The sequence below is a fragment of the Cellulomonas sp. P5_E12 genome, assembly GCF_054049315.1.
On sequence record NZ_JBFUMP010000009.1, the window covers coordinates 140,858 to 154,583 of the forward strand.

Consider the following 13,726-nt stretch of genomic DNA (forward strand, 5'->3'; position numbering starts at 1 on the left):
CCCGGAGCGGCCCGTCGTCATGGACGGATCTCGCCGGCCAGCGACGCACACACCCTCCTGCCACGGATCGACCGTGGCCGCGAAGACCAGAGGAGGTGGGTATGAGCCTGCGTCAGTACGAACTCATGATCATCCTTGACCCCGAGATCGAGGAGCGCACCGTTGCTCCGTCGCTCGACAAGTACCTGACGGTCGTCAAGACCGACGGTGGCACTGTCGACAAGGTCGACATCTGGGGCCGTCGTCGCCTGGCGTACGACATCCAGAAGAAGTCCGAGGGCATCTACGCCGTCATCGACTTCCACGCGACGCCCGCGACCGCCAAGGAGCTCGACCGCCAGCTCGGCCTCAACGAGGTCGTCCTGCGGACCAAGGTCCTGCGCGCCGACGCCTGATCTCTCTTGTGGGTGGCTGCACGTAGCGTGCGGCTCCACATCAACCGACTGATCGAACGAACGAGGAGCTGGGCATGAGCGGTGAGACCGTCATCACGGTGATCGGGAACCTGACCGGGGATCCCGAGCTGCGCTTCACCCCTTCGGGGGCTGCCGTCGCGAACTTCACCGTCGCGTCCACCCCCCGTACGTTCGACCGCCAGAGCAACGAGTGGAAGGACGGCGACACGCTGTTCCTCCGCTGCTCGATCTGGCGGGAGGCGGCCGAGTCGGTCGCCGAGTCGCTCACCAAGGGCACCCGCGTCATCGTGACCGGTCGGCTCGTGCAGCGCTCCTACGAGACCCGCGAGGGCGAGAAGCGCACCGTGTACGAGCTCCAGGTCGACGAGGTCGGCCCGTCCCTGCGCTACGCCACGGCCAAGGTCACCCGGACCCAGCGTTCGGGTGGCGGCGGCGGTGGCTTCGGCGGCGGAGGCGGCGGCGGCTTCAGCAACGGTGGCGGTGGCGGCGGATTCGGTGGCTCCGGCGGCGGTAGCAGCAGCCAGCAGGACGACCCGTGGGCGACGCCCGCAGGTGGTTCCGGCGGCGGCTACTCCGACGAGCCCCCGTTCTGATCGGCGCCTGACACTCAGACATTCCCCATCCCTGGGCACGGCAACGCCCAGGGCTCCAGCAGACAAGGAGCACCACGATGGCCAAGGCCGTGGTCCGAAAGCCCAAGAAGAAGCAGAACCCGCTCAAGGCGGCGAAGATCGACGTCGTCGACTACAAGGACACTGCGCTGCTGCGCAAGTTCATCTCCGACCGCGGGAAGATCCGCGCTCGCCGGGTGACCGGTGTGTCCGTCCAGGAGCAGCGCGCGATCGCGCGTGCCGTCAAGAACGCCCGCGAGATGGCTCTCCTGCCGTACTCGTCGTCGGCGCGCTGAGAAAGGGGACCATCATGGCGAAGATCATCCTGACCCACGAGGTCACCGGTCTCGGTGAGCCCGGCGACGTGGTCGAGGTCAAGGACGGGTACGCCCGGAACTTCCTCGTCCCGCGCAACCTGGCGACGGCCTGGACCAAGGGCGCCGAGAAGGACGTCACCGCGATCCGCAAGGCCCGCAAGGCCCGCGAGATCGCGACGCTCGACGACGCCAAGGCGATCCGCGACTCGCTGCAGAGCAAGCCGGTCGTCGTGTCGGCCAAGGCCGGCGAGTCGGGCCGTCTGTTCGGTGCCGTCACGACTGCCGAGATCGCTGACGCGGTCAAGAAGTCGGGCGCGCCGCAGATCGACAAGCGGAAGGTCGAGATCGGCCAGCCGATCAAGGCCCTCGGCGAGTACCAGGTGTCGGTCCGTCTGCACGCAGACGTGTCCGCGACGGTGACCGTCAAGGTCGTCGCAGCCTGAGCTGAGCTGCACGGAAACGCCCCGTTCCCCTCGTGGGAGCGGGGCGTTTCTATGCCCCCGTGACCATCCAGGCCGTGCCGCGTGCGCGCCAACCGGTGGTCACGGCGCGGGCCAGCATGAAGACCCCGGCGAACGCCGCCCACAGCCACGCCAGGCCCGCCGCGCCGGGCGGTGCGGCCGCGCGGACGGCCAGCGCGAACGGGATGTAGACCACCAGCGTGGCCATGCCGGCCCACGCGAGGAAGCGGCCGTCGCCGGCACCGATGAGCACGCCGTCGAGCACGAACACCCACCCGGCCATCGGCATGGTCACCGCGGCCACGACGAGGGCGGCGACGGCGGCCTGGCGGACGTCGTCGTCGGACGTGAAGAGCGGCACGTAGGCCCAGGAGAGCCCGCCGATGACGAGGCCGAGGGCGGCGCCGGCCCCGACACCCCACTGCAGGGTGCGGCGCAGGATCGCGCGGACGCGGGCGACGTCGGCGGCACCGAGCGCGTGGCCGACGAGCGCCTGCGCCGCGATGGCCAGGGCGTCGAGCGCGAACGCGGCGAGCCCCCAGACGGCGTTCACCACCTGGTGCCCGGCAAGCTCCACCGCGCCCAGGCCCGTCGCCACCCAGACGGTGAGCAGGATGGCGAGCCGCAGGGACAGCGTGCGGACGAAGAGCGGCGCCCCGGCGCGGGCATTCGCCAGGATGCCGCCKGCGGCCGGTCGCAGCTGCGAGCCGGCACCCCGCGCGCCGCGGACGACGACCGCCGTGAGCGCGACGGCCATCCCGATCTGCGTCAGCGCCGTGCCCAGGCCGGAGCCCGCGATGCCCATGCCGACGCCGTACACGAGCACGATGTTGAGCACCGCGTTGACCACGGCGCCGAGGGAGGCGACGACGAGCGGCGTGCGCGTGTCGAGCAGCCCGCGCAGCGCCCCGGTCGAGGCGAGGACGAGGAGCATCCCCGGCAGGCCGGGCGCGGACCAGCGCAGGTAGGTGACGGCCTGGTTCGCGACCTCGCCGGAGGCCCCCAGGGCCTCCACCAGCCACGGCGCGCTGAGCCACGTGACCGCCGCGAGCACCACGCCGAGGCCCAGCGCGAGCCACATCCCGTCCACCCCGACCTGCAGCGCTCCGCTGCGGTCACCCGTGCCGAGCCGTCGCGCGACGGCCGCCGTCGTGGCGTACGCGAGGAAGACGCAGAGCCCGACCACCGTCACCAGCACGGTCGAGGCGAGCGCCAGGCCGGCCAGCGGGGCGGTCCCCAGGTGCCCGACGACGGCCGAGTCGACGAGCACGAACAGGGGTTCAGCGACGAGGGCGCCGAGCGCCGGGAGGGCGAGCGCCAGGATCTGGCGGTCGATGCCGGGCGGGCGGTGTCCGACAGATGAAATCTCAGCCAACCTTTCTCGCATCCACAGCAGGTGCACAGCGTTTGCGCGGGTGGGACGCAGATCCGCGCCCGAAATCCGTTCGCCGTCCACACGCCTGTCCACGGCCTGTGGATAAATTCGGACCCGATCCACAGCTCCGCTCACAGTAGGCGAGCCGTGCTCCACAGATCTCCACAGCTCGCCCCACAGATCTGCGGGCAGTTCCCCACAAGCCGATTCCGACGTTTGGAACACCGGCTCCGGGCACCTAACGTCGCGTGTGCGGGCACCCGATGTGGGGTGTCCGAGGCGGTTGTCAGACCCCTCATGCAACATGTGTACGAACGACGACTGATGGGGACTTGATGACGATCGAGGAGCTCGAGTACGGCGCTCCGTCGAGCAACCGCAACGGCGGTGGCGGCGGGTACGACCGGACCCCTCCCCAGGACCTCGACGCCGAGCGCAGCGTGCTCGGCGGCATGATGATCTCGAAGGACGCGATCGCCGACGTCGTCGAGCAGATCCGCGGCACCGACTTCTACCGCCCGGCGCACGAGGTCGTGTACGACGCGATCATCGACCTGTACGGCCGCGGCGAGCCCGCCGACGCCATCACGGTCGCGGACGAGCTGACCAAGCGCGGCGAGATCCAGCGCGTCGGTGGCGCCCCCTACCTGCACACGCTCATCTCATCGGTCCCGACCGCCGCCAACGCCGGCTACTACGCGCGGATCGTGCGCGAGCGCTCGGTGCTCCGCAAGCTGGTCGAGGCCGGCACCCGCATCGTGCAGCTGGGCTACGGCACGGACGGCGGCGACGTCGACGAGATCGTCAACAACGCGCAGGCCGAGGTCTACGCCGTCACCGAGCGGCGGTCGTCGGAGGACTACCTGATCCTCGGCGACATCATCGGCGGTGCCGTCGACGAGATCGAGGCCGCCGGCCACCGCGGTGAGGGGATGATCGGCGTCCCCACGGGGTTCTCGGACCTGGACCGCCTGACCAACGGGCTGCACCCGGGCCAGATGATCGTGCTCGCCGCGCGTCCCGCCATCGGCAAGTCGACCATGGGCATCGACATCGTGCGGTCGGCGTCGATCAAGCACGGCCTGACGTCCGTCGTCTTCTCGCTCGAGATGAGCCGCAACGAGATCACCATGCGTCTGCTGTCGGCCGAGGCGCGCGTGCACCTGCAGAAGCTGCGCAACGGTCAGATGGGCGAGGACGACTGGGCCAAGATCGCCGCGACCATGGGCAAGATCTCCGAGGCGCCCCTGTTCATCGACGACTCGCCCAACATGTCGCTCATGGAGATCCGTGCCAAGTGCCGGCGGCTCAAGCAGAAGCACGACCTCAAGCTCGTGGTCATCGACTACCTGCAGCTGATGTCGTCCGGCAAGCGCGTCGAGTCCCGCCAGCAGGAGGTCTCGGAGTTCTCCCGAGCGCTCAAGCTGCTGGCCAAGGAGCTCGAGGTCCCGGTCATCGCCATCTCGCAGCTGAACCGTGGTGCCGAGCAGCGCACCGACAAGCGTCCTCAGATGAGCGACCTGCGTGAGTCCGGCTCGATCGAGCAAGACGCCGACATCGTGATCCTGCTGCACCGCGAGGATGCATACGAGAAGGAGTCGCCCCGAGCCGGTGAGGCCGACGTCATCGTCGCCAAGCACCGAAACGGACCGACCGACACGCTGGTCGTGGCGTTCCAGGGGCATTACTCGCGCTTCGTGGACATGCAGGCCTGACGCTGCTCGCCTGTCGAGCTGCAAGATTGTTTGAAAATCGGGCTCGGATACTTCAAGTACGGACAGTCAAGCTCTGAACGTGGCTACGGACGACGCGTGCTCGGTGCGGTCTCGGTATTGGTCGCTGCCCAGCTGGCCAGCATTCGGATGGCGTCTTCGTCGGGCGAGCCTGCCGGGCTGGTGAAGGTGATGAGAGTCAGGCCGGGGTCGGCGGGCAGGTCGAGGACCTCGAAATCGAGGTGGAGCTCGCCGACGACGGGGTGGCGGACGTGCTTGCGTCCGGTGCGGTGTAGGCGGACATCGTGCACGGCCCAGCGGGTGCGGAACGGTGGGCTCTGGGTGCTGAGCTCGCCGACCAGGTCAGTCAATGCCCGGTCGTAGGGGTCCCGCCCGGCTTCGGTGCGCAGCTGGGAGACAGCGTCGTCGGCGGCGCGTTCCCAGTCGATCCAGTAGGCGCGGGCGCGGTCGTCAAGGAAGGTGAACCGGGCGTGGTTGGCGGGGCTGCCGACCGGGTGGGGTGTGGCATACACCGGTGAGAACAGGGAGCGGCCGAGGGTGTTGGCGGCGACCAGGTCGAGGCGGCCGTTGTTCACGATGACCGGGACGGCGTCGCCGATGAGGTCGAGCAGGCGCTGCACCCCGGGGCGGATCTGACCGGGCGCCGGCCTGCGGCGCTGCCGGGTCGCCGGACCAGCGGCGCGGGCGAGGTCTGCCAGGTGGGTGCGTTCGGCTTCGTCGAGCTGCAGGGCGCGTCCCAGGGAGTCCAGGACGCTGTCGGAGACCCCGGCCAGGTTGCCGCGTTCGAGCTGGGCGTAGTACTCGACGCTGACCCCGGCCAGGTCGGCGACCTCGCCGCGCTTGAGACCGGGCACCCGCCGGTTGCTGGCGAACGCGGTCAGGCCGGCGTCCTCTGGGGTGAGCCGGGCTCGACGGATGCGCAGGAAGTCCTTGATCTCGTCGCGGTTGTCCACTTCGCCACCGTACGACCGGCCGGTCGGCCCTGGGGTGGGCTGTCGGTACACCTTCCAGCAGTGACTTCTTCGCCTCTCTCGTGGCGGGTTGCATGGCTCGTGCCACCCGGCCCGAACCTCACGACAGGGAGTCACCTTTATGAAGACTGCACACCTGGCGGACCTCGAGGTCTCCCGCATCGGGCTGGGCGCCATGACGATGGCCGGCACGTACACCAGCGAAGGCGCCCTGGACGACACCGAGTCGATCCGCACGATCCACCGCGCGCTGGACCTGGGCGTCACCCACATCGACACCGCCGAGATCTACGGACCGTTCCACAGCGAAGAGGTCGTCGGGACGGCTGTCCGGGGCCGACGCAACGAGGTCGTCATCGCGACCAAGTTCGGGCTCGTCCAGCACACGGGCGGCGAGCCGGTCCCCGGCGTGACCGACAGCAGTCCTGCCAACGTGCGGGCCGCCGTCGAGGGCTCCCTGCGCCGGCTGGGCACCGACCACATCGACCTGTACTACCAGCACCGCGTCGACCCGGCCACGCCCATCGAAGACACCGTCGGGGCGCTGGCCGAGCTCGTCACCGAGGGCAAGATCCGATACATCGGCCTGTCCGAGGCGGGTGCGGACACCATCCGCCGCGCGCACGCCGTGCACCCGCTCACCGCTCTGCAGACCGAGTACTCGCTGTGGACACGGGACGTCGAGGCAGAGATCCTGCCGCTGTTGCGTGAGCTCGGCATCGGGTTCGTGCCCTACTCCCCGCTTGGCCACGGCCTGCTCACCGGGCAGATCCGCACCGTGGCCGACTTCGCCGACGACGACTGGCGCAAGACCAACCCCCGCTTCACCGGCGAGAACTTCGCGCGCAACCTCGCGATCGTCGACGAGGTCCGGGCCATCGGCGCCGAGAACGGCGCCACGCCCGCACAGACCGCGCTGGCCTGGCTGCTGAGCCGCGGCGAGGACATCGCCCCGATCCCCGGCACCCGCCGCGTGTCCCGCGTTGAAGAGAACACCGCCGCCGACGCCATCGAGCTGACCCCGGCACAGCTGCACCGCCTCGACAACCTCGAGCCCGCCGCCGGTGAGCGGCACGACGAGGCCAACATGGCCTCGATCGACCACTGACCTCGAACACCACAGGAGGGCACCGTGACGCACCGGACCGCCGAGCAGCTCGCCGTCATCGAGCAGAACGAGGACCTGTTCGTCTCCCCGTTCCGCCCCGACGGCCACACCTACGGCACCCCACCCAGACCTGGGCTCTCGTCGTGGACGGCGACGTCTACGTCCGCGCCGCGAACGGTCCGCAATCACGCTGGTATCGGGCCGCGATGGCCCAGCAGGCGGGTCGGGTGCGCGTCGACGGCCAGGACTTCGACGTCACATTCGAGTCGGCGACCGAGGCCGACGAAGCCGTGATCGATTCCGCCTACGAGGCCAAGTACCAGGGCAGCTCCGCCGTGCCGATCATGCAGGGATCCGGACTCAGGTCGGCCACCGTACGAATCTCGCGACGCTGATCGCTCGTACCGCCGAGGTTGCCGCCAAGACGCGGTACCGGCCGCGGCGTACCTTGCCCGCGAGACCGGAAGACCCGCCAGCCAGTCAAAGTGCGACGCTCAGCGTCGGTCAACCTGTCGTGCATCTCGACAGTTGTCGAGACGAGTTCTACTTTGCACAAAAGGGCTCGTATGTTGCATACCGCGGTGGTGCGGCTGTCGAGATGCAAGGTTGTTTGTCTGGACAGTCGTCTTAGTTTGACTACCCGACACGTCCGGGTCTTCGCGCGCCGCGGTCCGCGCGGACCAGGTTTCTTGAAGCTCAGCCGGTCGCTGCGGGTGGGGTCCACCTGCCGAACCACTGCTCGGCGTTGTAGGCCTCGAACCGCTCAACCTCGACAAACCCCAGCCGCGCTGCAGGGCGCATCGACGGCTCGTTCGCGGTCTGGGTGGTGAGTACGACGGCTTCGCCGGGCAGTGCGCCGGGGAACCAGAGGAGTGCGGCTTCGCAGGCCTCGGTGGCGTATCCGCGTCCCCATGCCTCCGGGASAAGCAGGTAACCAAGGTCCACKTGRCCGGCCGCCAGGCGAACCTCGTAGTCGACGTCGCGCCGTTCGAGCTGGACCGTCCCGACCATCGCTCCGTCGAGGTCGATCACGAAATGACCGGGACGCTCCTGTGGAGCCGCAGGTAGCGCGCGTTCGACCGCCTCACGCGATCGTGCTCCGCCCGTGAAGGTGCCGACGTCGGGTGATGTGTACAGGTCGACGAATGCCGGGCGATCGCGCGCTGCCGGGGGGCGGAGCAGAAGTCGATCGGTGGCGATCGACGAGGGGCAGAACGCATACCCGGGTCCTTGAGAGGGGCCGCGTCGTCGTAGCCGCTCGACCGACGGGTGACCCGTCGCCTCAGCCACCGCTTCGTTCGGAAGCGGCTTCGGAGTTGCTGTGCCCGAAACCCTCTCCGCTCGCCTCGAAGCGGCGAGCGACCGGCTCAGTCGCGCGTGCTCGGTGCAACCTCGCGCACCATCACGCAGTTGACCACGCCCTTGGGTCGGTCGTACGTGAAACCCTCGCGCTCGTACATCGTGCGAGTGCCGTTGTAGAGGAAGGACGAGTTCTTCTTCCGCACCCCGCCGGTGTCGTGCGGGTAGCCCTCGACCAGACCGCCGCCGGCCCGCCCGATCAACTCCACGGCTCCGCGCAGAGCGACCACCGCCAGGCCCTCACCGCGACGCCCGCGCTCGACCTGGATACAGGTCACCCGGAAGTCGGGCAGTCGCTCGGCGGTGGCGAGGTAATCCTTGCGGTGATGGATGCTGGGCAGCTCCTCGGGTGACCCGTACTGCGCCCACGCGACGGCCCGGTCGCCGTCGTAGACCAGCGCCGCGTGCGCGAGCCCTTCGACCACGAGACGTCGCTTGAACTGCCGGTTCCGCTCAGCGCTCTGGTCCTTCTCCGCGCAGTCGGGATGGAACTTCGTGCACCAGCAACTGGCGAACATGCCCCCGTTGCGCTCGAGCAGAGCGGCGAAGTCCTCGAACGTCTCGTCGGTGAGCGCCCTGATCTGAAAGTCAGGCATGCCGGCAACGTACTGCGTCGTTCAACCTGTCGTGCATCCCGACATCAACTACCCGAACTGTCCCGGTTCCGGATCGAGCCGGGTGTGCCCTGTTCGGTACAGACCGAGGTCGTCGAACGACGCGACGAGTCCCTCGACGTGAGGGCCCCGTGCGAACGCGTCCGCGACCGCCAGGACCCTGTCGTCCGACCCTTCGATCGCGACGCCGACCCCGGCGTACTCCAGCATCTCCAGGTCGTTGATGCCGTCTCCGAACGCGATGACGTCGCTTCGCTCAGCCGCGAGGTGTCGTTGGACCAGCTCGATCCCGAGTGCCTTGTGGACGTCGACCAGGTACAGCTCGCCGGCAAAGTCGTGGGCCTCGACGATCGAGCTGGGCACGAAACCCACCCTCGGCCCCAGCGAGCTCAGCAGCTCGGTCCACGGTGCCGTTGCCGCCAAGTAGGTGACCTTGGCGAACGAGACTTCCGAGAGATCCTCGAGCGTCCGGAGCGCGCGGAGGAAGTCGTCGGCGCCGTGCTGCTCCTGGGCGCCCCCTGGCCCGAGCAGCGCCCTCAACCGGTCGCCGACGCCGGGCGGTCCGTACAGCGCCTCCGGCGCTTCGAGGACGAACGCCGCGTCGTGCTCGACCAGGAGCGACACCACTCGTCGGGCCAGGTCACCAGGGAAGCGGCGATCCATGAGCAGGTTCCCCTCGACCTCGACATAGCACCCGGCCGAGGCGACCAGCCCGTCGAAGCCGACGTCGAGGATGCCGGTCGGCAGCAGCGCCTTGGAGCGGCCGGTGCACAGGAAGACGCGGTGGCCGGCCGCCCTCACCCGGCGCACGGCGTCTTCGTGACCCGGTGGCACCACCCCGTGCACCGCGTAGGTGCCGTCGATGTCGAGGAAGACGAGCTTGCTCCGCACGGGGCTCATGGCTGGCACGGGCCCATGGTCGCAAGAATTCCGTCGACGCCGGACTTTGACCGGCCGGGCTGGGACCAACCGACCGGTCAAAGTACGACGCTCAGCGTCGGTCAACCTGTCGTGCATCTCGACACCCGTTGATCAGCGGCCCCGGAGGAACTGCTCGAGGCTCATCGGCGGTGTGCCGGTGATCTGCTCGACGGCGTCTGTCGGGTCGGCCATGACGTTGCTGGCGATGGCGGTGTAGGTGCTGACCCAGGCGTCGACCTGCCATGGCGGGGCGCCGTAGGACGCGCGGGAGGCGTAGGCCTCCTCGATCGTTTCGTCGTGGAACGTGACGGTCCCGCCGCGGACGTCGTTGATCGTGCGGGCGACATCGCGCAGTGACAGCGCCTGCGGGCCGGTGAGGTCGTAGGTGTTCCCGGCGTGGGCCTCGGGGTCCAGGAGCACCGCGGCTGCGACGCGGGCGACGTCGGCGCGTGCGACGATCGCACACCTCCCGCTGCCGGCCGGCCCACGGATGACGCCGTCCGTGCCGACGAGCTGCTCCATGAAGTCGATGTAGAAGGTGTCGCGCAGGAATGTCCACGCCATGCCGGAGGCCAACAGGTGCTCCTCGGTCGCGTAGTGGTCGCGGGCCAGGGTGAACGTCGCGTCAGGCGCTGCCGCGGCGAACGAGGTGTAGACGACGTGCCGCACCCCGGCGCCGACCGCCGCGTCGATGAAGGCGGCGTGTTCGGCGGTGCGGGTGGGGCTCTCGTGCGCGGAGACCATGAACAGCACCTCGACACCTCGCAGCGCCGCCTGTGACAGATCCTGGTTGGCGTAGTCGATGCTCGCGACCTCGGTGACCGACCCGAGCTGCGGCAGTCGCGGACTGGCTGGGTCGCGCACGAGCAGCCGTTGCGCGCGCTCTGCGGTGTCCAGGTGCGCGGCGACGAGGCCGCCGATGTGGCCGGTGGCACCGGTGACGGCGATGGTGGGCTGGTTCACGGGTGGGCTCCTTCGGTCGCCAACTTGTCGATGCTTCGGGGGTCTGGGCGGGCGACGCCGTGTGCCGTGAGCCGGTCCACGATCCGGAGAAGGTGCCCGCCGGCTGGGCTGCTCGGGTTGGACCGTGTCTCGCGATCAGCCAGGGCGCGGGCGGTGAAGATCTCGAGCGGGATCACAAGACCACCACTCCCTTTCCCGCGATTGGGGGCGACTAGCAGGCGTGCGCCGCCGTCCGTCGGACCACGGCGAGCCGGCTCGGGGCTCTGCTCGGCGCCGCCTTGCTAGGAAAGCCCGGAGGGGCGTTGGCTTGCTTTCATGTCGCGCCATTCACGAGGCGTGACGCCGTAAGCCTCGCGGAAGACTCGGCTGAAGTGCGTCGCGTCCGGAAAGCCCCACTGGCGGGCGATGGAGCCGACGGTGCGTGTTCGGGCGTGCGGATGGGCGAGCTCGCGGCGGCATGCCTCGAGTCGTTGCGTACGGACCCACTCTCCGAAGCTCACTCCCGCGCGACCGAGGACGGTGTACAGGTGCCGGACGGAGATGTTGTGCGCGGCCGCGACCCTGCCAGGAGTCAGATCGTTGTCGGCAAGATGAGCGCGCACGTACTCCAGCAGCCGCATCTCCAGGGTCGATTGGAGGGACTCCTTGCCGAGGGCGGGGTCGCCGAGGCTGGAGACCAGGGCCGCGCGAATCAGGTCGATGGTGGGCTGGGCGAGACTGTCCGCGAGGGCCCGGGTCCGCAGGCCTGGGCTGATGGCGAGCTGGCCCAGGTACGTGGACGTGAGTGCTGCCACTGGGTCGTTGCTGCCGAGTGCGCGGGACGACACCTCGCGGATCGCCGAGTCGGGCAGGGCAAGCTCGGCGATCGGAATGCGGAAGAAGTGCGCATCGAGGCCGCCGTCGAACATCAGCGTGTAGGGGCTCGTCGTCGTGTAGACCGCGAACTGGCCGGTGCGCAGCTGGGTATGCCGGCCGTGCTGCGCCATCGCCGAGCGGCCGGTGCCCTGCAGCGTGAGGAACAGGTGCGGTTCGGATCCGTCATGCGCAAGCCGTGGGCTCCGCGTCACCGTGGTTGCCATCGACCGCACCGTGAGCACCTGCACCGGACCGGCGACGGAGAGGGCCAGCTCGACGTCGATGTTGCGGGGGTCATCCGGGAGGTCGATGTCGACGCGCACGACGTTGCTGCCGACCGCCTCTCGGACTGCCGCCGCGCGATCGACTCCTGGCGCCTCGGCAGCGCTCCAGAGGGTCGTCATGCCGGTGCTCCATGCCTGCCCGTGAGCATCGATGTCGCGGCCGGGTGGCCACGTCCGTACAGCATGGTCACGGCCCGCGGTGCGCACAAGCATGCCCGCGGCCGGCACACATGACCGGCAACGAACCGTGCACGCTCAGCACACATCCGGCCCGCCGGGTCATGCCGGGCGGGGCGCGTTCAGGGCGGCAGGTGCGCGGTCGGCCCCCGACGCATGCGCACACGGCACAGACTCACGCAGCCTGAACAAAACCATCGATGCCGGTTCGATCTAGCGTCTCTTGACACCCCCACCCGCACGACCGACCGGAAGGCGACGACGCCGTGAGCGACTTCCCGCGAAAGACCCTGACCGAGCGCGAGCTCGCCGAGCTCCAGAGCGCGAACGACTCGGGCCGCCAGCCGGTCCTGTTCGTCCACGGGCTCTGGCTGCTCTCCAGCAGCTGGGACCCTTGGCGTGCCCTGTTCGAGGACGCCGGCTACGCAACCGTCGCTCCCGGTTGGCCGGACGACCCCGACACGGTGGCCGAGGCCCGGGCCCACCCGGAGGCCTTCGCGCACAAGATGGTGCAGGCCGTGACCGACCACTACCTCGAGGCGGTCCGCGAGCTGACCACGAAGCCGGCCATCGTCGGGCATTCGTTCGGTGGCCTGATCGTGCAGAAGATCGCGGGAGAGGAGGTCGCCGCAGTGACGGTGACCATCGACCCCGCCCCCGGCCGGGGCGTCCTCCCGCTGCCCGCCTCAGCGCTCAAGGCCGGCTCACCGGTGCTCGGGAACCCCGCGAACGCCCGCCGCTCGGTGACGCTGACGTACGACGAGTTTCTGTACGGCTGGGCCAACAACCTCGACGAGGACGAGGCCAAGCAGCTGTACGAAGAGTTCCACGTGGCCGCGTCCGGTGTGCCGATCTTTCAAGCCGCCGCAGCCAACCTCAATCCCTTCAGCGAGACGAAGGTGGACTACAAGGCAGCGGCCAGGGGACCCCTGCTCGTGGTGTCGGGCGAGAAGGACCACACCGTTCCGCGCGCCATCTCGCACGCCGCCTACAAGAAGCACAGCAAGAACGTCGCGGTCACCGAGTTCGTCGAGATGGCAGGCCGCGGACACTCTCTGACGATCGACCACGGATGGCAGGAGGTAGCGCAGACCTCGCTCGAGTTCATCGAGCGCTTCGCGCCGCCCGCAACGGCGTAACCCGGCCGGCCGGCCGTGCCCATCGCAGACGGTGGGGTTCACCATTGGTCTGGTCCTGGCGGCCATCATGAACACTGACCGCCCGGCAGGCGCTGGAGCCACAAGGTTGTTTGTCTGGACAGTCGTCTTCGTTTGACTACCCGATACCTTCGGATCTCCGCGCACCGCGGCCCGTGCGGACCAGGTTCAGCCGGTCGCTGCGGCTGGGGTCCACCTGCCGAACCACTGCTCGGCGTTGTAGGCCTCGAACCGCTCAACCTCGACAAACCCCAGCCGCGCTGCAGGGCGCATCGACGGCTCGTTCGCGGTCTGGGTGGTGAGTACGACGGCTTCGCCGGGCAGTGCGCCGGGGAACCAGAGGAGTGCGGCTTCGCAGGCCTCGGTGGCGTATCCGCGTCCCCATGCCTCCGGGACAAGCAGGT

Annotated in this window: 16 protein-coding genes; 8 read left to right on the plus strand and 8 right to left on the minus strand. The window is 69.2% G+C overall.

The genetic code is table 11. The annotated features are described in order from the left end of the window. The first annotated feature begins 101 nt into the window (after positions 1-101). The 4 genes from rpsF (at position 102) to rplI (ending at position 1,787) form a co-directional block, all read left to right on the plus strand. The gene (rpsF, locus tag ACXJKA_RS10005; protein ID WP_034611334.1) at positions 102-395 is read left to right on the plus strand and encodes a 30S ribosomal protein S6; all 294 of its coding nucleotides are present in this window, start codon (positions 102-104) and stop codon (positions 393-395) included. 74 nt (positions 396-469) lie between these two features. Continuing rightward, on the plus strand, positions 470-1,009 hold the full coding sequence (locus ACXJKA_RS10010) for a single-stranded DNA-binding protein (RefSeq protein WP_456825044.1): 540 nt from the start codon (positions 470-472) through the stop codon (positions 1,007-1,009). Between the two features lie 77 nt (positions 1,010-1,086). Continuing rightward, positions 1,087-1,323, plus strand: coding sequence for a 30S ribosomal protein S18 (gene rpsR, locus ACXJKA_RS10015; protein WP_028051084.1), 237 nt, complete (start codon positions 1,087-1,089; stop codon positions 1,321-1,323). Positions 1,324-1,337: 14 nt separating this feature from the next. After that, complete coding sequence (rplI, locus tag ACXJKA_RS10020) at positions 1,338-1,787, plus strand: 50S ribosomal protein L9 (RefSeq protein WP_456825045.1); 450 nt, start codon at positions 1,338-1,340, stop codon at positions 1,785-1,787. Between the two features lie 49 nt (positions 1,788-1,836). Here rplI and ACXJKA_RS10025 read toward each other — a convergent pair whose 3' ends face one another. Next, positions 1,837-3,192: an MATE family efflux transporter gene (locus tag ACXJKA_RS10025; RefSeq protein WP_456825062.1), complete on the minus strand. Its 1,356-nt coding sequence runs from the start codon at positions 3,190-3,192 to the stop codon at positions 1,837-1,839. 323 nt (positions 3,193-3,515) lie between these two features. Between ACXJKA_RS10025 and dnaB the strand changes: the two genes are divergently transcribed. Next, a complete protein-coding gene (gene dnaB, locus ACXJKA_RS10030) occupies positions 3,516-4,895 on the plus strand; it encodes a replicative DNA helicase (protein WP_456825046.1) in 1,380 nt (459 codons plus the stop codon). Positions 4,896-4,978: 83 nt separating this feature from the next. Here dnaB and ACXJKA_RS10035 read toward each other — a convergent pair whose 3' ends face one another. Further along, complete coding sequence (locus tag ACXJKA_RS10035) at positions 4,979-5,866, minus strand: helix-turn-helix transcriptional regulator (RefSeq protein WP_456825047.1); 888 nt, start codon at positions 5,864-5,866, stop codon at positions 4,979-4,981. 139 nt (positions 5,867-6,005) lie between these two features. Between ACXJKA_RS10035 and ACXJKA_RS10040 the strand changes: the two genes are divergently transcribed. Next, on the plus strand, positions 6,006-6,992 hold the full coding sequence (locus ACXJKA_RS10040; RefSeq protein ID WP_456825048.1) for an aldo/keto reductase: 987 nt from the start codon (positions 6,006-6,008) through the stop codon (positions 6,990-6,992). After that, a complete protein-coding gene (locus ACXJKA_RS10045) occupies positions 6,989-7,387 on the plus strand; it encodes a DUF2255 family protein (RefSeq protein WP_456825063.1) in 399 nt (132 codons plus the stop codon). Before ACXJKA_RS10040 ends, ACXJKA_RS10045 begins: the two co-directional genes overlap by 4 nt. 301 nt (positions 7,388-7,688) lie before the next feature. Here the strand turns inward: ACXJKA_RS10045 and ACXJKA_RS10050 are convergent, their stop codons facing one another. The 5 genes from ACXJKA_RS10050 to ACXJKA_RS10070 all read right to left on the minus strand — a co-directional run bounded on the left by ACXJKA_RS10050 (position 7,689) and on the right by ACXJKA_RS10070 (position 12,108). Continuing rightward, positions 7,689-8,282 (minus strand): GNAT family N-acetyltransferase, encoded by a 594-nt coding sequence (locus ACXJKA_RS10050; protein ID WP_456825049.1) that lies wholly within the window; start codon positions 8,280-8,282, stop codon positions 7,689-7,691. A 77-nt stretch (positions 8,283-8,359) separates the two neighbouring features. Beyond that, the gene (locus tag ACXJKA_RS10055) at positions 8,360-8,947 is read right to left on the minus strand and encodes a GNAT family N-acetyltransferase (protein WP_456825050.1); all 588 of its coding nucleotides are present in this window, start codon (positions 8,945-8,947) and stop codon (positions 8,360-8,362) included. A gap of 48 nt (positions 8,948-8,995) precedes the next feature. Continuing rightward, positions 8,996-9,865 (minus strand): HAD hydrolase family protein, encoded by an 870-nt coding sequence (locus ACXJKA_RS10060; protein WP_456825064.1) that lies wholly within the window; start codon positions 9,863-9,865, stop codon positions 8,996-8,998. Between the two features lie 132 nt (positions 9,866-9,997). Continuing rightward, positions 9,998-10,849 carry an SDR family oxidoreductase gene (locus ACXJKA_RS10065; protein ID WP_456825051.1) on the minus strand — a complete coding sequence of 284 codons (852 nt, stop codon included), beginning with the start codon at positions 10,847-10,849 and terminating at the stop codon, positions 9,998-10,000. A 281-nt stretch (positions 10,850-11,130) separates the two neighbouring features. Further along, positions 11,131-12,108 carry a helix-turn-helix domain-containing protein gene (locus tag ACXJKA_RS10070; protein WP_456825052.1) on the minus strand — a complete coding sequence of 326 codons (978 nt, stop codon included), beginning with the start codon at positions 12,106-12,108 and terminating at the stop codon, positions 11,131-11,133. A 323-nt stretch (positions 12,109-12,431) separates the two neighbouring features. Between ACXJKA_RS10070 and ACXJKA_RS10075 the strand changes: the two genes are divergently transcribed. Continuing rightward, positions 12,432-13,304: an alpha/beta hydrolase gene (locus ACXJKA_RS10075; protein WP_456825053.1), complete on the plus strand. Its 873-nt coding sequence runs from the start codon at positions 12,432-12,434 to the stop codon at positions 13,302-13,304. A gap of 186 nt (positions 13,305-13,490) precedes the next feature. Here ACXJKA_RS10075 and ACXJKA_RS10080 read toward each other — a convergent pair. Further along, positions 13,491-13,726 (minus strand): GNAT family N-acetyltransferase (locus ACXJKA_RS10080; protein WP_456825054.1); only part of this gene is annotated, 236 nt, incomplete at its 5' end.

Coding starts and splice junctions, on each gene's coding strand:
- dnaB (WP_456825046.1), top strand. CDS start 3,516: ATGACGATCGAGGAGCTCGAGTACGGCGCTCCGTCGAGCAACCGCAAC.
- rpsR (WP_028051084.1), top strand. CDS start 1,087: ATGGCCAAGGCCGTGGTCCGAAAGCCCAAGAAGAAGCAGAACCCGCTC.
- ACXJKA_RS10040 (WP_456825048.1), top strand. CDS start 6,006: ATGAAGACTGCACACCTGGCGGACCTCGAGGTCTCCCGCATCGGGCTG.
- ACXJKA_RS10055 (WP_456825050.1), bottom strand. CDS start 8,947: ATGCCTGACTTTCAGATCAGGGCGCTCACCGACGAGACGTTCGAGGAC.
- ACXJKA_RS10060 (WP_456825064.1), bottom strand. CDS start 9,865: ATGAGCCCCGTGCGGAGCAAGCTCGTCTTCCTCGACATCGACGGCACC.
- rplI (WP_456825045.1), top strand. CDS start 1,338: ATGGCGAAGATCATCCTGACCCACGAGGTCACCGGTCTCGGTGAGCCC.
- ACXJKA_RS10010 (WP_456825044.1), top strand. CDS start 470: ATGAGCGGTGAGACCGTCATCACGGTGATCGGGAACCTGACCGGGGAT.
- rpsF (WP_034611334.1), top strand. CDS start 102: ATGAGCCTGCGTCAGTACGAACTCATGATCATCCTTGACCCCGAGATC.
- ACXJKA_RS10070 (WP_456825052.1), bottom strand. CDS start 12,108: ATGACGACCCTCTGGAGCGCTGCCGAGGCGCCAGGAGTCGATCGCGCG.